An 18,962-nucleotide genomic window follows, 5' to 3' on the forward strand; every position below is an offset into this window, starting at 1 on the left:
ATGGTCGACACCCCGCCACCCGGTGCGCCCACCTCCGCACCGTCGCCGGTTCCGCCGGGATCGTTCCCCCCGGCACCGCCCGGTGGGCTGCCGGTGGTCCAGGTCCGGTCGCCACGGTCCGGACTGGGGTGGCGCCGCATCCTGGTGCTGGTCGGGGTGATCCTGCTGATCGCCGGCTGCGCGGTGTTGATGCTGCTCACCCTCGGCCAGCGGCTCGGCATCACCGCGCTGGTCGTCGGACTGGTCGCGGCGATCGTGCCGGTGCCGGTCCTGGTCGCCTGTTTCCTCTGGCTCGACCGGTACGAGCCGGAGCCGGTCAAGTACCTCGTCTTCTGCTTCGGTTGGGGCGCGGCGGTGTCGACGTACGCGTCGCTGAACGTGAACGGGTTCGCGGCGGACCTGTTCCACTCGGCCGGACTGTCGGATTCGCTGGTGGCGGTCCTGGTCGCGCCCTTCATCGAGGAGCTGACCAAGGCGCTGGGCCCGATCCTGCTGCTGCTCTTCCGCCGCCGGGAGTGGTCCGGCATCACCGACGGGATCGTCTACTGTGGCCTGTCGGCGGTCGGGTTCGCGATGGTGGAGAACATCCTCTACCTCGGCGGACTCGGCTACGCCGAGGGCGCCAGCCAGTACGGCCCGGCCACCGGCACGATGAACGTCATCGCGATCTTCATCTCCCGGGTGCTGATCAGCGGCTTCGCCCACCCGCTCTTCACCGCGATGACCGGCGTCGGGCTGGGCGTCGCGGCCCGCTCCGCCGACCGGGCGGTCCGGATCACCGCGCCCCTGGCCGGCCTGCTGCTGGCGATGATCCTGCACGGCACCTGGAACCTGGCACCCACCCTCGTCGAGCAGACCGGGCAGCCGCTGATCATGCTCTACAGCTACATCAGCCTGATGGTGCCGATCTTCCTGGGCATGGTCGGGCTGGCCATCTGGCTGCGCGGCTGGGAGGGCCGACTCACCGAGCGCACCCTGCCCGACTACGTACGGGCGGGCTGGTTGACGCCGCCGGAGGTCGCCGCGCTGAGCAGTCTCGGCCGGCGGCACGCGGCCCGACAGTGGGCCCGCCGGGTGGCCGGTCCGCACGGTCTGCGGGCGATGCGCGGATTCCAGTACGCCGCCACCCGGCTGGCGCTGCTCCGGGACGGGATGGTCCGGGGCCTGGACGCCAAGCCGGCCGCGTTGGCCCGTTCGGTGGCCGAGGAGCGTCGCCTGCTCGACGAGCTGCAGGCGGCCCGGCAGGTATTTGTCGGCCGGGACCCGCAGGCGCCACCCGGGTTCTGGGACGGGACCCGCTACCACCTGACGTTCCCGGACGGGACCAGCCGGCCGGTGGAGGCGCCGAGCGAGCCGGTGGTGCCGATCCCGGTCGTGCTGGTGCCGGCGCCTTCTCCCGGCCCGGTTCCGGGCGGCTACGGCCCGTCCGGGTGGTACGGGACGGGCGGACCGTCGACGGTCCCGGGCGCCGGCCCGGGCCATCCGTCGCCGTACCGACCGTCCACGGGATTCTGAGCCGGGTCGCCACCGGCGCTGGCCGGCGGGCCTGTCAGAGGTAGAGGCCGGTGGAGTCGTCCTCGACCCGTCGGGCGGCAACCGCGTGCACGTCGCGTTCGCGGAGCAGCACGTACTCCCGGCCGTGCAGCTCCACCTCCGAGCGGTCGTCCGGGTCGAAGAGCACCCGGTCGCCGGAGACGATGGAGCGGACGTTCGGGCCGACCCCGACCGCGGTCGCCCAGGCCAGGCGGCGCCCCATCGAGGCGGTCGCCGGGATGACGATGCCGGCGGTCGAGCGCCGTTCGCCCTCAGCGCCCTCGGTACGCACCAGCACCCGGTCGTGCAGCAGGCGGATGGGCAGCCCGTTGTCGTTGTTCACGTCGGCGGTCACGTCGGGAAACGGTACCGTGCCCGGCGACCGCGTCGACCTGCGCCTCCTCGGCCCCACCCGGCCCGGGACGGTGCCGATCCCGGGGCCCGGCAGCCGCACGCGGTGCGAGCCGGGCTGTACCGGTCCGGCTACCGTAGGGAGGCCGATTCTCCGCCACCAGGGGAGGCACGGGTGGGTTCTCAGAACGGGGAGGTGCGCGTGAGCCGCTTCGAGCAGCTGCGGGCGAGGTTCCGTCGCGCCTACGCGTCCGGGCGGTCGGAGAGCCGGCCGTCGTCGCCGGCGGATCCGGGAGGGGTCATCGCGGCACCGCCGCCACCGCCGCTGAGCGAGGAGACGCCGCCGGTGGCGCACCACCCCTCGACGTCCAGCCGGGACGACGAGGACGTGCCGCACGCGCTGCGGATCGCCGCCGCCTGGTCGTGGCGGCTGATCGTCATCGGGCTTGTCGCCTGGGCCCTGCTCAAGGTGATCGGCACGATCCGGATCGTCATCATTCCGCTGGCCATCGCGCTGCTGCTCTCGGCCCTGCTGGCCCCGGCGGCCGGCTGGCTGCTCCGGGCCCGGTTCCCCCGGTCCCTGGCGACCGCGGTGGTGCTGGTCGCCGGTCTGGCGGCGGTGGTCGGCACCCTCACCCTGGTGGTGAACGAGTTCGTCCGGGGCGTACCGGATCTGAGCCGCAAGACCACCGACGGCATCCGGCAGATCCAGGACTGGCTGCGGACCGGGCCGCTGCACATGTCGGACCGGCAGCTCGACTCCTACATCGAGCAGGGCGAGCGCTGGCTCAACGAGAACACCCAGTCGCTGACCAGCGGGGCGGTCTCGACCGCCGCGACCGTCGCCGAACTGCTAACCGGCGCGCTGCTGGTGCTCTTCGCCACGTTCTTCTTCCTCCGCGACGGCGGCAAGATCTGGCGGTTCATCGTCCGGCTGCTGCCGGTCGCCGCCCGTTGGCGGGTGGACGACGCCGGGCGCGCCTCCTGGAACACCCTGGTCGCGTACGTCCGGGCGACCGTACTGGTCGCGTTCATCGACGCGGTCGGGATCGGCATCTTCCTCGTCGTCTTCGACATCCCGTTCGCGTTCCCGCTCGCCGCGCTGGTCTTCCTCGGCGCGTTCATCCCGATCGTCGGCGCCACCCTCTCCGGCGCGGTGGCGGTGCTGGTGGCCCTGGTCGACAGCGGCTGGGTCACCGCGCTGATCATCCTCGGCGTGGTGATCGGCGTACAGCAGGTCGAGGGGCACATCCTGCAGCCGTTGATCATGGGTCGGGCGGTGGCGATCCATCCGCTCGCGGTGATCGTCGCCATCGCGGCCGGTGTGGTGCTGGCCGGGATCGTCGGTGCGCTGGTCTCGGTGCCGCTGGTCGCCGTGCTGAACACGGCGGTACGCCGGCTGGCCCACCGGCGGCGACCCGAGGTGCCGCCGGACGCCGTGGTGGTGGCCCCGACCGCCCCCTGACCGCCGCCGGTCGGCCGGGGCCGCCCGTCCCGGCCGGGTCGGTACGCCGCCCGGCCCCCCGTCCGTCGGGTACGGCCGGCGCGGGCCGGCTCAGCCGCGGCCGAGCCGCTCCAGGGCGCCCCGGGCGATGTCCGGCCGGGTCGTGTACCAGAACGGCGGCAGCGAACGCCGGAGGAACGGGCCGTACCCCCGGGCGGTCTCCAGCCGGGAGTCGAGCACCGCCACCACGCCCTTGTCCTGCATCGAGCGGATCAGGCGACCCACCCCCTGGGCCAGCCGTACGGCGGCGATCGGCACGCTGACCGCGGCGAACCCGGACCCGCCGGCGGAGTCCACCGCCGCGGCCCGGGCCGCCGCCAGCGGCTCGTCCGGCCGGGGGAACGGCAGCCGGTCGATCACGACCAGTTGACAGGCGTCACCCGGCACGTCCACGCCCTGCCACAGCGACATCACCCCGAACAGGCAGCTCGCCCGGTCCTCCCGGAACTTGCGGACCAGCAGCGGCAGCGCCTCCTCGCCCTGCAACAGGATCGGCAGGTCGGTACGGGCCCGCAGCAGCTCGGCGGCCTGCAGTGCGGCCCGCCGGGACGAGAACAGCCCGAGGGTACGACCACCGAGTGCCCCCACCAGCGCGAGCAGTTCCTCGCCGGCGGCGGCCGGCAGGCCGGAGGCGCTGGGGCGGGGCAGGTGCGCGGCGACGTACAGGATGCCCTGCCGGGCGTAGTCGAACGGGGATCCGACGTCGAGGGAATGCCAGCCCGGACCCGAGTCCACCGACCCGGACCGGTCCGCGGCTCCCGGCGGCTCCGGAGCCGGCCGGCCGGCGCCCCGGTCCGGGGTCGTTCCCGGCGTCGTCGGGCCCGTGCCCCGGCTCTTCGCGGCCATCGCCGACGCCATCGCCGACGGGGCGGGCGGGGGCGTCGTCGGCAGCTCCAGGCCGAGCGACCGGGCCACCGTGTCGAACCGGCCACCGAGGGCCAGGGTGGCCGAGGTGGCGACCACGGTGCGCTCGTCGTACAGGTGGGTGGCGAGCGTGCCCGCGACCGAGAGCGGCGCGACCACCAGGGCGCGACGACCGACCGGCCCCTCGGGCTTCTCCACCCACGCCACGTCGTGGTCGGCCTCCTCCAGCAGCCGCTGGGCGGTCGTCGACAGCTCGTCCAGCACCGCCTTGGCCTGCTGTTTGCGGACCGGATCGGGATCGTCGGCCTTGATGTCGCCGATCTTCTCCAGCGCGCCCCGGGTGGCGGCGTCGAGCAGGGTGCACGCCTCCCGCAGCGGGGCCGGCAGCCCGCCGGTGATCCGCCCGGCCGGCGCCTCGGTCAGCCCGACCGCCAGCGCGTCGCCGGCCGCGACGAGCGCTTCGGCCAGCTCCGGGTCGACCAGCGGTCGGGTCCGTTTCGCCGCCCGGTCGATCAGCTCGGGGACCAGTTCGGCCTGGGCCGCCGAGGAGACCCGGTCGGCGAGCTCGTGCGCCTCGTCGACGATCAGCAGCTTGTGCGGCGGCACGATGTGCCGTCCGGCGAGCATGTCGACGGCGAGCAGGCTGTGGTTGGTCACCACCACGTCCGCCTCCCGGGCCCGGGCCCGGGACGCCTCCGCGAAGCACTCCGCGCCGTACGGGCAGCGGGAGGCGCCGACGCACTCCCGGGCCGGCATCGACACCAGCCGCCAGGCCTGGTCGTCCACGCCGGGGTCCAGTTCGTCCCGGTCGCCGGTGTCGGTCTCCATGGCCCAGTCCCGCAGCCGCTGGATCTGTTTGCCGAGCCGGCCCGCCTCACCGAGCCACTTGGTGCCGCCGCCCCCACCCCGGGCCGGGGCGTCGAAGAGGGTGTCCTCCGGCTCGTCCTCTGTGGAGTTCTCCAGCCGGGCCAGGCACAGGTAGTGGTGCCGACCCTTCAGCACCGCGAAGGTCGGTCGCCGGCCGAGCAGCGGCTCGACCGCGTCGGCCAGCCGGGGCAGGTCGTGGTCGACCAGCTGGGACTGCAGTGCCAGCGTGGCGGTCGAGACCACCACCGGGCCGTCGACGGTCAGCGCCGGGGCGAGGTAGGCGAGCGACTTGCCGGTGCCGGTGCCGGCCTGGACCAGCAGGTGCTCGCGGGACTGGACGCTGCGTTCGATCGCGGTCGCCATCTGCTGCTGCCCGGGCCGGGCGGCACCGCCGGGCACCGCGCCGACCGCTGCGGTCAGCAGGTCGAGGGCGCCGGGCCGGTCGCCGCGTCGCCGCCGCCCGGATCTGCCGGTCGGGCTCCCGTCGGACCCGGTGGCGGCGCCGGCCTCCGTCGCCGTCGGGCCGGTCGTGGTGGGTGGGCTGGCGTCGGTGGCGGGCGCGGTCACTGTGCGACCGTACCCGTCGGTCCCGACACCGGGTGCGCTCCCTCGGCCGGCGGGTCCGCCGCTTCGCCCACCCGGGGTACGCCCCCGACCGCCAAGGGCCGGCCGACGCCGGAGCGCCAACCGCCACGCCGTCAGTCTCCTGATGTTGTCGAATGCGACGTCTACCGGACGCTTCGCACACGGCGGGTAGTGGGGACGATCCGCTAGGGTGCGGACATGTCGAGCGATGTGGTCCGGGTCGTCTATCGCAAGTACGACGGCACCCCGCACCGGGACTACCCCGCCCGCCGGCTGACCGAGGACGAGCTCGGCGTCTGGCTCGGCGTGACCGCCGGCACCCACTCCATCTACCACGGCCGACCGTCCGTCGAGCAGATCCCGTTCGTCCTGCTCGTCCCGCACGACGCCTGGTGGACGACGATGTTCAACCCGCCGCCGCGGACCAGTGAGGTCTACTGCGACATCGCCACCCCGGCCCGCTGGGAGGGGGACACCGTGCACCTGGTCGACCTCGACCTGGACGTGGTACGCCGCCGGAGCACCGAACTGGTGGAGCTGCGTGACGAGGACGAGTTCGCCGAGCACCGGATCCGGTTCGGTTACCCGGACGAGCTGGTGACGCAGGCCCGGGCGGCGGCGCAGTGGCTGTACGGGGCGCTCGGTGACGGCACCGAGCCGTTCGGATCGGCGTACCGGAAGTGGCTGGCCCTGGTCGTCTGACCGTCCGGCCGGGGCCGTGGTGGCCGGTCCGACCTCACGGCGCGGGAGCGTCGCTCGGGTGCAGCGGTGGCACCCGGGTCAGCTTCTCCGGATTGACCTGCTGGTAGAGCCCGGTGATCCGGCCGTCCGCGACCGTGCACCAGAGGACCCCGTGCAGGGGCAGTCCCGGCCGGTAGTCGGCCGCGATCTGCACGCCCGGGAAGCCGTTCACCAGCACCGGCACCGACCGCAGGTGGCGTACCTGCCAGGTCGCCGTCGACCGTTGGACCAGGCCGAGGGCGAAGCGGGCCACCTTGTCGGCCCCGGTCACCGGGCGGCGTGCGGTCGGGAAGATCCCTCCACCGTCGCCGACGTAGACCACGTCGGGGGCGAGCACCGCGAGCAGCCGGTCGAGGTCGCCCGCCTCGGCGGCGGCCAGGAAGGCGTCGAGCAGGCGCCGGTGTTCGGCCGGGTCGGCGGACTGCCGGGCGCCACCCTCGGAAACCGCCCGCCGGGCCCGGGCGGCGAGTTGCCGGGCGGCGGCCGGGCTGGTCCCGAGCGCGGTCGCGATCGCCGGGAACGGCACGGCGAAGACGTCGTGCAGCACGAACGCCACCCGCTGCTCGGGGGAGAGTCGTTCGAGGAGCACCAGCAGGGCGATTCCCACCTGTTCGGCGCGTACCGTCCGTTCGGCGGGGTCGGCGGCGAGCCCGGCCGCCCCGCCGGTCTGCCCACCGGCCGGCCCGACCTGGTCGGCGGGGTTGACGACCCGGTCGACGATCGGCTCGGGCAGCCACGCACCGGGGTACGCCTCCCGGCGTACCCGGGCGGAGCGCAGCACGTCGAGGCAGAGCCGGGAGGCCGTGGTGGTGAGCCAGGCCCGCAGGTCACGTACCTCGGCGCGGGCCTGCGGGGTGGCCAGCGCGACGGCGTACCGGAGCCAGGTCTCCTGTACGACGTCCTCCGCCTCGGCCCGGCTGCCCAGCATCCGGTAGGCGACCGCGGTCAGGTGGTCCCGTTCGGCCTCGAACTCCGTCGCCAGGTCCCGCACGTCGGCCTCCCCGTCCGCTCTCCGGAGTGCTCGCTACGACGATGACAGAGGGCGGTCGGCGCGGTGTGACCGGGCGGGCCGGACAGATTCCCGGCCCGGGTCCGGGTGTCGTCGGGCACCGTTGCGGGTACCGGTGATTCCTGACTGATTGTTCTGTTCCGGAGGTTGGCGCCGGTCCCAAGGTGAACAGCAGGTGAATGACGGGTGAACCGGCTCTGACCAGGGGTGGGCCGGGGAAAATCCCGATCCGAGGTTTCCTAGCATCTCCCAGGGGCAGCCTCTTGCGGCCCGCCACCCGTCCGCCGACGCAACGAGGTCCGTGCCGTGAAGTTTTCGCTCCGCCCCTCCGAGGGCGCCTTCTACGAGTTGTTCACCCGAGCCGCCCACAACCTCGTGCGTGGCACCGAGCTCCTCAACGAGCTGGCCCTGCCCGGGGTCGACGTCCAGTCGGTCAGCGAGCGGCTCAGCGAGGTCGAACACGACAGCGACCAGATCACCCACGAGCTCTACAAGAAGATCAACTCGACGTTCGTCACCCCGTTCGACCGGGAGGACATCTACCGGCTCGGGTCGCTGCTCGACGACGTGATGGACCACCTGGAGGCGGTCGGCAGCCTGCTCTACCTGTACGGGCTGACCAAGCTCCCGTCACTGCCCCGGGAGATGCACGAGCTGGTCAACGTCCTCGACCAGCAGGCCAAGCTGACTGCGGACGCGATGCCGCGGCTGAAGGCGATGAAGGACCTCGAGGACTACTGGATCGAGTGCAACCGGCTGGAGAACGACGGCGACCAGGCGTACCGGATGCTGCTGGTCCGGCTCTTCTCCGGCGAGTACGACGCGCTCACCGTGCTGAAGATGAAGGAGGTCGCCGACGAGCTGGAGGCCGCCTGCGACGCCTTCGAGCACGTCGCCAACACCGTCGAGACCATCGCGGTCAAGGAAAGCTGACCGGTGGAACCTGAACTCATCGCCGTGCTGGCGGTGATCGCGGTCGCGTTGGTCTTCGACTACACCAACGGCTTCCACGACGCCGCGAACGCGATCGCCACCAGCATCTCCACCCGCGCCCTCACCCCCCGGGTGGCCCTGGCCATGGCGGCCATCGGCAACTTCATCGGCGCGCACTTCGGCGCCGGCGTCGCCAAGACGGTCGGCAGCGGTCTGGTCGACCTGCCGACCGGGGTCTCCAGCCTCGGCATCGTCTTCGCCGGGGTGATCGGCGCGATCACCTGGAACCTGATCACCTGGTACTTCGGCCTGCCGTCGTCCTCCTCGCACGCACTGATCGGCGGTCTGGTCGGCTCGACCCTGGCCGCCTCGCACACGGTGCTCTGGGGAGGCATCGGCCGGGACGTGGTGCTGCCGATGATCCTCTCGCCGCTGGTCGGCTTCATCCTCGGCTACATCGTCATGATCGCCGTACAGTGGATCTTCCGGAACGGTCAGCCGGCCAAGCTCAACCGGGGCTTCCGGTGGGCCCAGACCGCCTCGGCGGCGGCGATGTCGATCGGCCACGGCATGCAGGACGCCGCGAAGACCATCGGCATCGTGGTCCTCGCCCTCTTCGTCGGTGGCTACCAGAACAGCGCCGAGCACATCCCGGAGTGGGCCTTCTGGACCTCGGCGACCGTGCTGGCGCTCGGCACCTACGCGGGCGGCTGGCGGATCATCCGTACCCTCGGGCGGAAGATCATCGACCTGCGCCCGCCGGAGGGCTTCGCGGCCGAGAGCGTCGCCAGCGCGGTCCTCTACTTCAACGCCCTGGTGCTGCACGCCCCGATCTCCACCACGCACACCATCACCTCGGCGATCATGGGCGTCGGGGCCACCAAGCGGCTCTCCGCCGTACGGTGGGGCGTCGCCGGCAACATCGTCGGCGCCTGGATCCTCACCTTCCCCGCCGCCGGCTCCATCGGCGCCATCATGTACTTCCTGGTGAACCCGCTCTTCTGAGCCCTGCGAAAAGGGGCCCCTTCCGCACCGCCGGCGGCAGCCGTCGGTGCGGAAGGGGCCCGCGCCGATCTCAGGGGTAGGTGACGCCGATCTGCTCCCGCACGGTGTCCAGCAGCCCCATCACCTCGGTGGTGGCCGAATGCGGCACCAGCGGACTCTCCAGCAGCCCCTCGGCCAGGCAGCGCTGCACCTCGGCCGCCTCGTACTGGTAGCCGGAGCCGATCAGCTCCACGGGCAGCGGCTCCGGGTCGGCACCGTCGCGGTGCAGGGTCACCCGACTCGGCCGGTAGAACGGCGAACCCAGCTCAATCCGTCCGGTCCGGCCGCTGATCGTCGCCGCCACCGCGGTCGCGCCGATCATGCCGCAGGTCAGGCTTGCCACCGCGCCCGAGTCGTAACCGAGGACGAGCCCGGTGTTCTCGTCGACCCCCTCCGGGCTGATCTTCGCCCAGGCGCGGACCTCGTCCGGCGCACCGAGCAGCAGATGCGCCAGGCTCACCGGATAGACCCCCAGATCCAGCAGTGCGCCACCACCGAGGGCCCGGGCCCGCATCCGGTGCTCCGGCGGGAACGGGCCGGCGACCCCGAAATCCGCCTGCACGGTGGTGACCTCGCCGATCGCGCCGTCGTCGATCAGCTCCTTGACCCGGCGTACGACCGGATTGCACCGCATCCACATCGCCTCCATCAGGAAGCGGTTGTTCGTCCGGGCAGTGTTGATCAGCTCCCGCGCGCCGGCCAGGTCGAGGGTGATCGGCTTCTCCACCAGCACCGCCCGGCCGGCGGTGAGGCAGGTCATCGTCGCGTCGTGGTGGGCGGCGTGCGGGGTGGCGACGTAGACCACGTCGATGGTGTCGTCGGCGGCCAGTTCCTGCCACGACCCGTACGCCCGGGGGATGCCGTGCCGTTCGGCGAAGGCACGGGCGGAGTCGGCGGTACGCGAGCCGACCGCCACCACCTCCGCGTCCGGCAGCAGACGGAGGTCTTCGACAAAGGTCCTGGCGATGTTGCCGGTGGCGAGGATGCCCCAACGTGTCATGGCAGGGACGGTAACCGAGCCGGTCAGCGGCACCGTAGCGGCCGGGCAAGATCGTGGGCTCGGTCGCTCGGGCACTACCCTCGCAGCATGCCGAACCACAGCTCCGGGGAGCTGACCTTCCCCGCCGGGCCGTCCTTCGCCGAGCGGGCCCGGCGGTTCCACGCCGAGGGACGGCCGCCGGCGCCGGCCCGCCGGGCGGCGACCGTACCGCTGCTGCGGCCAGCCCCGTCCGGCGGTGCCGGCTTCGAGGTGTACCTGATCCGCCGGGCCGCCACCATGACCTTCGGCGGCATGTACGCCTTTCCCGGCGGCAGCGTCGACCCGGCCGACTCGTCGGCGCGGCTCGACTGGGCCGGCCCCGGCCCGGAACAGTGGGGCGAGCGGCTCGGGCTGCCGCCGGCCGAGGCACAGGCGCTGGTCTGCGCGGCGGCCCGGGAGGTCTTCGAGGAGGCCGGGGTGCTGCTCGCCGGCCCGCACCCGGACGAGGTGCTCGGCGACGTCAGCGGCGACGAGTGGGAACGCTGCCGGCAGGCGCTGGTCGACGGTCGGACCAGCTTCGCCGAACTGCTCCGGGACTGCCGGCTCACCCTCCGCTCCGATCTGCTGCTGCCGTGGAGCCGGTGGATCACCCCGGAATTCGAGGCGCGGCGCTTCGACACGTACTTCTTCCTCGCCCTGCTGCCGGAGGGGCAGCGCACCCGGGACGTCTCCGGCGAGGCCGACCGGACGCTGTGGCTGTCACCGGCCGACGCGGCGGCCCGGGCCACCGCCGGGGAGCTGACCATGCTGCCGCCGACCCGGGTGACGCTGACCGAGATCGCCGGCTGCGCCGACCTGGCCGCGCTGCCGACCGTCGCGGCACGGCGGGACCCGGCCCGGCCGATGATGCCCCGGCTGGAGCCCGACCCTGACGGCGGCGCCCACTTCGTGCTCGACTGAGCCGCCTGGACGGACCGTTCCGGTGGACGTTGCCGGCGCCCTCCCCGTGCTACCGTGCCCGACACAGGTCATGAGTGCCAGCGCGAAGCCCCGGCTTGCTGGCCGGCAACCCTCCGTTCGCGGGCGGGGTGCTCCGGGTGAGGACCGGGCCCGGCACGAGGTGTCGGGCAAGCCGTCGAACGGGGGGCGCGTACCAATCATCGTCAGACACCGCAGGGCCGGGTTCCCGGCTGGACGTAACCCGCGGATCGGAGTTCGACCATGACGGCGCCGCCGATCCGTCTCGCCACAGTGGACGATGCCGAGCGGATCGCCGGGTTGCACGCCGACAGTTGGCGCCGCCACTACCGGGGCGCGTACGCCGACTCCTACCTGGACGGCGACGTCGAAGCCGACCGTCGGGCGGTGTGGCGCAGCCGGCTGACCGCGCCGGACGGTACCCGGACGCTGCTCGCCGAGCACGGGGAGCGGCTGGTGGGTTTCCTTCACGTCGTGTTCGACCACGACACCCGGTGGGGGAGTCTGGTCGACAACCTGCACGTCGTACCCGATCGACACCGCACCGGCGTCGGCACCCGGCTGCTGACCCGCGCCGCCGAAGCGGTGACCGACCGGGCGGTCGGCGCCGGAATGTACCTCTGGGTGTTGCGGCAGAACACCGGGGCGCAGGCGTTCTATGCCGCGCGGGGCGCGATCTGCGTGGAGACGGCCACGGTGGAGCCGCCCGGCGGCGATGCCAGCCGGCTCGACGGCACGCCGCGGAAGCTGCGGATGGTCTGGGCCGACAGCACGGTGCGGTGCCCGCCCAGCGAGCGGCGCTGACCCTCGCTGATCTGGGTGGTGCGAGGAAGGGGCCCTTCCTCACCACAGCTGTCGCCCCGGTGGCAGGAAGGACCCCTCCGGACAGCTCAGCCGAAGCGGCCGGTGATGTAGTCCTCGGTCTTCTTCTCGCTGGGGTTGCTGAAGATCTTCTGGGTGTCGTCGTACTCGATGAGTCGGCCCGGGTCACCGGTCCGCTCGATCGAGAAGAACGCGGTCCGGTCGGAGACCCGGGCCGCCTGCTGCATGTTGTGGGTCACGATGATGATCGTGTAGCGGTCCTTCAGCTTGAACATCAGGTCCTCGATCGCCAGCGTGGAGATCGGGTCCAGCGCCGAGCAGGGCTCGTCCATCAGCACGACCTGCGGTTCGACGGCGATCGTCCGGGCGATGCAGAGCCGCTGCTGCTGACCGCCGGACAGGCCCGCGCCGGGCTTGCCGAGCCGGTCCTTGACCTCGTCCCAGAGGTTCGCCGAACGCAGTGCCCGCTCGGCCGCCTCCTCCAGGATCGACTTCTTGCGTACGCCGTTGAGCCGCAGCCCGGCGACCACGTTCTCGAAGATCGACATGGTCGGGAACGGGTTCGGCCGCTGGAAGACCATGCCGATCATCCGGCGGACCGCGGTGACGTCCACGTCCCGCTCGTAGATGTCCTGGTCGTCGATGGTGAGCCGGCCGTCGACCCGGGCCCCCGGCAGCACCTCGTGCATCCGGTTGATGGACCGTAGGAAGGTCGACTTGCCGCAGCCGGAGGGGCCGATCAGCGCGGTGACGGTCTTCGGCTCGACGGTGAGGTTGATGTTCTCGATGGCCTTGAAACCACCGTAGTACGCGGTGACGTTTGTCGCTGCGATGCGCTTCGCCATGATGATTTTCTCCTCCTCCGGTCAGCGGCCGAACCGGTTACGGCGGGCCAGCAGTTTCGCCGCGATCGTCAGGACGAGCACGAGGGCGACAAGGGTCAGCGCCGCCGCCCAGGCACGGGCCGGGGCGTACCGTGACGCCTCTCCGGCCTGCTGGTAGACGTAGAGCGCCAGCGACGACTGGTTGTTCTGGAACGGGTTGAAGTTGATCGCCGCGCCGCCGCCGGCCACCAGCAGCACCGGCGCGGTCTCACCGGCGGCCCGGGCGACGGCCAGCATCACGCCGGTGACGATGCCGGGCAGCGCGGTCGGCAGGACGATCCGCAGGATCGTCTTCCACTTCGGAACGCCGAGCGCGTACGACCCCTCGCGCAGCGGCGCCGGCACGAGCCGGAGCATCTCCTCGGTGGAACGGATGATGGTCGGCAGCATCAGCACGCTCAGCGCCAGCGAGGCGGCGAAGCCGGAGTAGCCGGGCCGGCCGTTGTTGAAGTACGGCGAGACGATCAGGATCCAGAACGCCAGCACGAAGAGGCCGGCGACGATGGACGGGATGCCGGTCATCACGTCGACGAAGAACCGGATGGTCTGGGCGAAGCGCCCCCGGCCGTACTCGACGATGTAGATGGCGCAGGCGATGCCGAGCGGCACCGTGATCAGGGTGGCGATGCCGACCTGCTCCAGGGTGCCGATGATGGCGTGGTAGGCGCCGCCGTTCGGGTCCCGGGCCGCGATGTTGTTCATCGAGGTGCCGAAGAAGTTGCCGTCGAGCCGGTCCATACCCTTGTCGACCAGGGTCCAGACCACCGAGACCAGCGGCAGCAGGGCGAGCACGAACGCGGAGTGGATCAGCGCGCTCCAGATCCGGTTGCGCGCCTGCCGCCGGCCCTCCACGGCGTTGCTCGCCGCGAAGAGGCCGACCAGGTAGAAGAGGACGGCGAGGGCGACCACCAGGGCGGTGCCGCCGATGTCGGTGCCGTACACGAGTCCGGCGGCGACGGCCACCGCCGCCACCGCGATACCGATGGACGCCGCCAGCGGCAGCCGGCGGGACCGTAGTTGGGGGCTCTGCCCCGGCGCGACCGGAGGTGCACTCAGAGTGGTCATGCTGCGGACTCCGTGAACTCCCGGCGCCGGTAGATGATGGCCCGCGCGGTCATGTTGACGATCAGGGTGATGGAGAAGAGCACCAGGCCGGAGGCGATCAGCGCGCCCCGGCCGACATCGTTGGCCTCGCCGAACGCGTTCGCGATGTTGGCGGCGACGGTGTTGCCGCCGCTCTCGATGATGTTGAACGAGATCTTCGAGACGATGCCGAGGGTCATCGCCAGGGCGATGGTCTCGCCGAGCGCCCGGCCCAGGCCGAGCATGGTGGCGCCGATGACGCCGGGCCGGCCGTACGGCAGTACCGCAGTCCGGATCATCTCCCACTTGGTGGCGCCGAGGGCGAGTGCGGCCTCCTCGTTGGCGGTCGGGGTCTGCAGGAACACCTCGCGGGAGAGCGAGGTGATGATCGGCAGCACCATGATCGCCAGGACCAGCGAGCCGAGCAGGATCGACTTACCGAACGGGCCGTCGCCACCGAAGATCGGGATCCAGCTGAAGTACTTGTTCAGCCAGACCGACAGGTCCCGGACGGGGCCGTAGAAGTAGTCCCGGCCCCAGAGGCCGAAGACCACACTCGGCACCGCGGCGAGCAGGTCGATCAGGAAGCCGAGCGTGGTGCCGACCCGGCGGGGGGCGTAGTGCGACAGGTAGAGCGCGATGCCGAGCGCGACCGGCACGGCCAGCAGCAGTGCCAGGAACGAGGTGAGTACGGTGCCGAAGGCCAGCGCACCGATCCCGAACCGGGGCTGGGACTCGTTCGGGAACCAGCCCTCGAAGGTGAAGAAGTTCTCGGTGTTGGCGTTCAGTGCCGGCACGGCCTTGGCGACCAGGAAGATCGCGATCGCCACGATGATGAGCAGCACCACCGCACCGGCCGACATGGTGAGACTCTGGAAGATCCGCTCCGCGCCGAAGGCGCGGCGCCGGGGCAGCGCTCCGCCGCCGCCCTGGGCGCTGCCGCCCAGCCCGGCGTTCCCGCCCTGACCGCCGACTCCGTCCGGAGTGCGGTCCAGGGGTGTCACTGGTACGTCGACCGACAGCGCGGCACCGGCGGACCGGGCGTGACTGGTGGTCACGCGTGGTCCGCCGGTGCCGGCGTTGGCCGAGCGGTCTGGGGTGTCGCCCATCTGCTCGCTCGCTCCGTTGACGAAGTTATGAGGATGATCAGTTGTTCAGGCGTTGCGGAGGGATGACCCGTCCGTGGTTCAGGCGAGGGCCTTGACAGCGGTCTCGACCTTGGCGCGGACCGTCTCCGGCAGCGGGGCGTAGCCCACCGCGGTCAGCTCGGCCTGCCCCTCGGTGCTGGCGGCGTGGCCGAGGAAGCCCTTGACCAGTGCCAGCTTGTCGGCGGCGAGGCCCTTGCTGCAGACGATCTCGTAGGTCACCAGGACGATCGGGTAGGCCCCGGCCTCCTTGGTGTTGTAGTCGATCGACATCTTCAGGTCGTTGCCCTGGCCGGTCACCTGGGCGCCGGCGATGGTCTTGCCGGCCGCCTCGGCGGTGAGCTCGGCGAACTCGCCGGCCCCGTTACCGATCTTGGCCATCTTCAGGCCGCCGTTCTCGGCGAACGACCACTCCATGTAGCCGATGCTGCCGTCGGCCGTCTTGACAGCGCTGGCCACCCCGTCCGATCCCTTGGCGCCGGTGCCGCCCGGGGCCTTCCACGCCTTGGCCTTGCCGAAGGTCCAGTCGGCCGCGGCGGTCTTGCCGAGGAAGTCGGTGAAGTTGTCGGTGGTGCCCGACTCGTCCGAGCGGTGGACGGTCTGGATCGCGGTCGACGGCAGGGTCGCACCCGGGTTGTCGGCCTTGATCGCGGCGTCGTCCCACTTGGTGATCTTGCCGGCGAAGATCTGCGCGAGCGTGGTCGGCTTGAGCTGCAGGTTGTCCACGCCGCTGACGTTGTACGCCACCGCGACCGGGCCGATCACCATCGGCAGGTGGATCGCCGCGCCACCGGGGCACTTGGCGTCCGCGTTCGGCTGCTCCTCCGGCTTGAGGGCCGAGTCCGAGCCGGCGAAGTCGGCGGTGCCGGCGATGAAGGCCTGGATGCCCGCGCCGGAGCCGCTCGCTTCGTAGTTGATGGTCGCGCCGGTGCACTTCTGCTGGTATGCCTTGGTCCACTCGGCGATCGCGTTCTTCTGCGCCGACGAACCCTGCGCGTTGATCGTGCCGGTGGCGCAGTCGGCGCTGGCGGACGCGGAGCCCGACGCTCCGGTGGGCTCGTTATTGTCCGAGCCGCACGCGCTGACTGCCAGTGCCGTGGCCAGAGCGAGGCAGGCAATGGTGCCGTGCCGCTGGAGCTTCACCTGAAAGGTTCCCTTCACCTTGAAGAGCGAGACATACCCGGGACCCTTCCCGGGAGCCGGCTGATGGCCAGCTAGTAGGGAAAGTTAGAAGTGCCAGGTAGCCGGCTCGCCGGTCACAAGTGAACGTGGGGTGAACAGGGGTGACCGGCTGGGTGACCGGATCCTGAGGGTGGGATGTCCGTTCCGTGAACCGTGGGGCTGCTGCTGCCGAACGTGACCATTGGGCCGCTTCGTCGCTTGCCCGACGGGGTCAGTCGGTCGGGGAACCGGGCTGCCAGCGGTACTGGACGTGGCGTACCCAGGTGGCGAAACCGAGCCGGATGTAGAGGGCGACCGCCCCGGCGTTCGACTCGTCGACGTAGAGCATCACCCGGCGCAGGCCGGTGTCGCGCAGGTGGTGCAGGCCGGCCAGGGTGAGTGCCTTGCCCAGCCCGAGGCCGTGGGTGTCCGGGTCGACGCCGAGGACGTACACCTCGCCGATCGGTTCGGTCGGGCCGGCACCACCGGAGGTGTCCCGGCGGTGCACCTTGGTCCAGTGGAATCCGAGCACCCGCCCGGTGCTCTCCTCCACCGCGAGCAGGAAGCCGCTCGGGTCGAACCACGGCTCGTCCAGTCGGAGCCGCAGGTCGGCGGCGGTCCACCGGCCCTGCTCGGGGTGGTCGGCGAAGGCCCGACGGTTGACCCGCAACCAGGCCTCGTCGTCCTCGCCGGGTCGGAACGCGCGCAGCGCCACCCCGGCCGGCAGCGGCGGCCCGGACAGCGGCTCCCGCAGCGACCGGCGGAGCTGCCAGAGCACCCGGTCCCGGCCGAAACCCAGGTCGAGCGCGAGTGCGGCGGCGGACGGGTGGTCACCGTGCGCCCAGACCAGCAGCCGGTCGCCGGTGGCGACGGCGGTCTCCCGGGCTGCCTCGACGAGGGCCCGGCCCAGTCCCTGCCGGCGGTGGGCCGGGTGGACGACCAGCCCGGCGGAGAGCTCACCGGTTCCGTCCGGGACGTTCTCCAGGTACGCGTAGCCGACCGCTGCGCCGGCGGAGTCCCGGATGAGCAGATGGCTGACGCCCGTCGCGCCGGGATGCCGTAACCGGAGCGTCACGTGCTCGTCGAGCGGAGCCGCCCCGTCGGCGGCACCGGCCGCTTCGGCGAGCCGGAGCACCGCCTCGACATCCTCCGGAGCGAGTACGTCGAGGCGGACGGTCCGCCGCTCCGTCGCCGCTCCTTCGCTCACCTCCACACCGTAGACCCTCCGGACGGCGGTAGCGGTCCGGGTCAGCCCGGCGGTGACTGGGCTTGCGACGACTGCTCGGCGTCCGACGGTGTCCCGGTCGGTGATCCGGGCGGCGCCGCCGGGGCTGTCCCGGTCGGCGGCTGCGGTACCGCCGGGCCGGTCGGCAGCGGGGCGATGACAAACCGGCGGCTCAGGCTGATCAGGATCGGGTACAGGGCGTTGACCGTGCCCTGCCGGTTGCCGCCGGCGTCGTGCAGCAGGACGACGGCGCCGGGGAAGGCGTTGGCGGTGACCATCGAGGCGATGTTCCCGGCGCCGGGCAGCGTCCAGTCGCGCGGATCCACCGTCCAGTGCAGCGACGTCATGCCGAGCTGTCGGGCCACCGCCACCACCGCTGGGCTCCAGTTGCCGCCCGGCTGGCGGTAGTACGCGATCCGAGCCTGCGGTACCGCCGCCCGGATGGCGTTGTTGGTCCGGGTCAGGTCGGCCAGGATGAGAGCCGCCGACCGGCTGCCGAGCGCGACGTCGTGGTCCCAGGAGTGGTTGCAGAGCGTGTGGCCGTCGGCGACGATCGCCCGGACCAGCCCCGGGTACGCCAGGGCGTTCTCGCCGACCAGGCAGAAGGTGGCCCGGACGTGGAACTCGCGCAGGACGGCGAGGGTCTGCGGGGTGTACCGGGGGTCGGGACCGTCGTCGAAGGTGAGCGCCACGGCCGGGCCTCCGGTGGTCAGCCGGGCGCCGTACGGGCCGGCCGGCTCGGGCGGCAGTTGTGCCTCCTCCGGCTGGGCCGTGCCGAGGTCCTCGTCGGCGTACCCGTCGGCGGCGTCGGACGCGGACGGCGACGGCGCCGGGGCGGACGCGCTCGGCGGCGTCCCGGCGTCCCGGTCGGCACGACCGTCGGTGCCGGGGTCCGGCGCGTGGTCCGGGGACGGCGCCGACCCGTCGTCGGCCGGGTACGCCGAACCGGCGTCGACCTGCCCGGGGCCACCGAACCCGCCGTGGTCGCCTGGGGTCCCGGCCCGGCCGAGGGTGTGGCCGAGGGTGTAGGCGCCGCCCAGGATCGCGGCGGTGATCAGCGCCGCGATCACGAACATCCGGCTTCTCGACAGACTGCCCATCAGCCGACCGCCACGATCATCACCGGTGTCGCCCCTGCCCTCGGATCCACCGGTTCAGGCTACGAGCGAAATACCCGAATAGGTGCGCTTTCTCGGGTTCACCTTCGGGGATAAAAGCGAGAAGGGCCCCCCGGCCGCCCCGGGGGGGTCCGGG

General features: G+C 72.2%; 17 protein-coding genes and 1 riboswitch. Of the genes, 7 read left to right on the forward strand and 10 right to left on the reverse strand.

What is annotated here, in order from left to right; translation table 11 throughout:
* Nucleotides 1–1,515 (forward strand): PrsW family intramembrane metalloprotease, encoded by a 1,515-nt coding sequence (locus tag ABGB21_RS34940; RefSeq protein WP_347651947.1) that lies wholly within the window; start codon nt 1–3, stop codon nt 1,513–1,515.
* Between the two features lie 34 nt (nt 1,516–1,549).
* Here the strand turns inward: ABGB21_RS34940 and ABGB21_RS34945 are convergent, their stop codons facing one another.
* Nucleotides 1,550–1,888 (reverse strand): co-chaperone GroES, encoded by a 339-nt coding sequence (locus tag ABGB21_RS34945; protein WP_347681454.1) that lies wholly within the window; start codon nt 1,886–1,888, stop codon nt 1,550–1,552.
* A gap of 171 nt (nt 1,889–2,059) precedes the next feature.
* Between ABGB21_RS34945 and ABGB21_RS34950 the strand changes: the two genes are divergently transcribed.
* On the forward strand, nt 2,060–3,349 hold the full coding sequence (locus ABGB21_RS34950; RefSeq protein ID WP_347681456.1) for an AI-2E family transporter: 1,290 nt from the start codon (nt 2,060–2,062) through the stop codon (nt 3,347–3,349).
* Nucleotides 3,350–3,439: 90 nt separating this feature from the next.
* Here ABGB21_RS34950 and ABGB21_RS34955 read toward each other — a convergent pair whose 3' ends face one another.
* On the reverse strand, nt 3,440–5,542 hold the full coding sequence (locus tag ABGB21_RS34955) for an ATP-dependent DNA helicase (protein ID WP_347681464.1): 2,103 nt from the start codon (nt 5,540–5,542) through the stop codon (nt 3,440–3,442).
* 360 nt (nt 5,543–5,902) lie between these two features.
* Here ABGB21_RS34955 and ABGB21_RS34960 point away from each other — a divergent pair, with 360 nt between their 5' ends.
* Nucleotides 5,903–6,406, forward strand: a complete 504-nt coding sequence (locus ABGB21_RS34960; protein ID WP_347651944.1) for a DUF402 domain-containing protein — start codon at nt 5,903–5,905, stop codon at nt 6,404–6,406.
* 34 nt (nt 6,407–6,440) lie between these two features.
* Here ABGB21_RS34960 and sigJ read toward each other — a convergent pair whose 3' ends face one another.
* Nucleotides 6,441–7,436 (reverse strand): RNA polymerase sigma factor SigJ, encoded by a 996-nt coding sequence (gene sigJ, locus ABGB21_RS34965; RefSeq protein WP_347651943.1) that lies wholly within the window; start codon nt 7,434–7,436, stop codon nt 6,441–6,443.
* 324 nt (nt 7,437–7,760) lie between these two features.
* Between sigJ and ABGB21_RS34970 the strand changes: the two genes are divergently transcribed.
* The gene (locus ABGB21_RS34970) at nt 7,761–8,387 is read left to right on the forward strand and encodes a DUF47 family protein (RefSeq protein ID WP_347651942.1); all 627 of its coding nucleotides are present in this window, start codon (nt 7,761–7,763) and stop codon (nt 8,385–8,387) included.
* Nucleotides 8,388–8,390: 3 nt separating this feature from the next.
* Nucleotides 8,391–9,392 carry an inorganic phosphate transporter gene (locus ABGB21_RS34975; RefSeq protein WP_347651941.1) on the forward strand — a complete coding sequence of 334 codons (1,002 nt, stop codon included), beginning with the start codon at nt 8,391–8,393 and terminating at the stop codon, nt 9,390–9,392.
* Between the two features lie 70 nt (nt 9,393–9,462).
* Here ABGB21_RS34975 and ABGB21_RS34980 read toward each other — a convergent pair whose 3' ends face one another.
* A complete protein-coding gene (locus ABGB21_RS34980) occupies nt 9,463–10,431 on the reverse strand; it encodes a Gfo/Idh/MocA family oxidoreductase (protein WP_347651940.1) in 969 nt (322 codons plus the stop codon).
* Nucleotides 10,432–10,518: 87 nt separating this feature from the next.
* On the opposite strand from ABGB21_RS34980, the gene ABGB21_RS34985 reads away from it, so the two are divergent.
* The gene (locus ABGB21_RS34985; RefSeq protein ID WP_347651939.1) at nt 10,519–11,370 is read left to right on the forward strand and encodes an NUDIX hydrolase; all 852 of its coding nucleotides are present in this window, start codon (nt 10,519–10,521) and stop codon (nt 11,368–11,370) included.
* 66 nt (nt 11,371–11,436) lie between these two features.
* Nucleotides 11,437–11,550, forward strand: a riboswitch (SAM riboswitch).
* 81 nt (nt 11,551–11,631) lie between these two features.
* Complete coding sequence (locus ABGB21_RS34990) at nt 11,632–12,192, forward strand: GNAT family N-acetyltransferase (protein WP_347681458.1); 561 nt, start codon at nt 11,632–11,634, stop codon at nt 12,190–12,192.
* An 86-nt stretch (nt 12,193–12,278) separates the two neighbouring features.
* On the opposite strand, the gene pstB is transcribed toward ABGB21_RS34990, so the two are convergent.
* The 6 genes from pstB to ABGB21_RS35020 form a co-directional block, all read right to left on the reverse strand.
* Entirely contained in the window at nt 12,279–13,055 is a 777-nt protein-coding gene (pstB, locus tag ABGB21_RS34995; RefSeq protein WP_347651937.1) for a phosphate ABC transporter ATP-binding protein PstB, read from the reverse strand.
* Between the two features lie 21 nt (nt 13,056–13,076).
* Nucleotides 13,077–14,159: a phosphate ABC transporter permease PstA gene (gene pstA, locus ABGB21_RS35000; protein ID WP_347681460.1), complete on the reverse strand. Its 1,083-nt coding sequence runs from the start codon at nt 14,157–14,159 to the stop codon at nt 13,077–13,079.
* On the reverse strand, nt 14,156–15,286 hold the full coding sequence (gene pstC, locus ABGB21_RS35005) for a phosphate ABC transporter permease subunit PstC (RefSeq protein WP_347651935.1): 1,131 nt from the start codon (nt 15,284–15,286) through the stop codon (nt 14,156–14,158). The genes pstA and pstC overlap by 4 nt, the downstream gene beginning before the upstream one ends.
* A 78-nt stretch (nt 15,287–15,364) precedes the next feature.
* Nucleotides 15,365–16,465 carry a phosphate ABC transporter substrate-binding protein PstS gene (gene pstS / locus ABGB21_RS35010; protein ID WP_347651934.1) on the reverse strand — a complete coding sequence of 367 codons (1,101 nt, stop codon included), beginning with the start codon at nt 16,463–16,465 and terminating at the stop codon, nt 15,365–15,367.
* Nucleotides 16,466–16,715: 250 nt separating this feature from the next.
* Nucleotides 16,716–17,690, reverse strand: coding sequence for a mycothiol synthase (gene mshD, locus ABGB21_RS35015; protein ID WP_347651933.1), 975 nt, complete (start codon nt 17,688–17,690; stop codon nt 16,716–16,718).
* Nucleotides 17,691–17,731: 41 nt separating this feature from the next.
* A complete protein-coding gene (locus ABGB21_RS35020; RefSeq protein WP_347681462.1) occupies nt 17,732–18,808 on the reverse strand; it encodes a polysaccharide deacetylase family protein in 1,077 nt (358 codons plus the stop codon).
* Nucleotides 18,809–18,962: the final 154 nt, after the last annotated feature.

The organism is Plantactinospora sp. B24E8, assembly GCF_039871735.1.
Classification (GTDB): domain Bacteria; phylum Actinomycetota; class Actinomycetes; order Mycobacteriales; family Micromonosporaceae; genus Plantactinospora.

Bases quoted from the DNA above. Each gene is read 5' to 3' on its own strand.
- pstA (WP_347681460.1), bottom strand. From the start codon at position 14,159: ATGACCACTCTGAGTGCACCTCCGGTCGCGCCGGGGCAGAGCCCCCAA.
- ABGB21_RS35020 (WP_347681462.1), bottom strand. From the start codon at position 18,808: ATGGGCAGTCTGTCGAGAAGCCGGATGTTCGTGATCGCGGCGCTGATC.
- pstC (WP_347651935.1), bottom strand. From the start codon at position 15,286: ATGGGCGACACCCCAGACCGCTCGGCCAACGCCGGCACCGGCGGACCA.
- ABGB21_RS34980 (WP_347651940.1), bottom strand. From the start codon at position 10,431: ATGACACGTTGGGGCATCCTCGCCACCGGCAACATCGCCAGGACCTTT.
- ABGB21_RS34940 (WP_347651947.1), top strand. From the start codon at position 1: ATGGTCGACACCCCGCCACCCGGTGCGCCCACCTCCGCACCGTCGCCG.
- ABGB21_RS34990 (WP_347681458.1), top strand. From the start codon at position 11,632: ATGACGGCGCCGCCGATCCGTCTCGCCACAGTGGACGATGCCGAGCGG.
- pstB (WP_347651937.1), bottom strand. From the start codon at position 13,055: ATGGCGAAGCGCATCGCAGCGACAAACGTCACCGCGTACTACGGTGGT.
- ABGB21_RS34960 (WP_347651944.1), top strand. From the start codon at position 5,903: ATGTCGAGCGATGTGGTCCGGGTCGTCTATCGCAAGTACGACGGCACC.
- ABGB21_RS34985 (WP_347651939.1), top strand. From the start codon at position 10,519: ATGCCGAACCACAGCTCCGGGGAGCTGACCTTCCCCGCCGGGCCGTCC.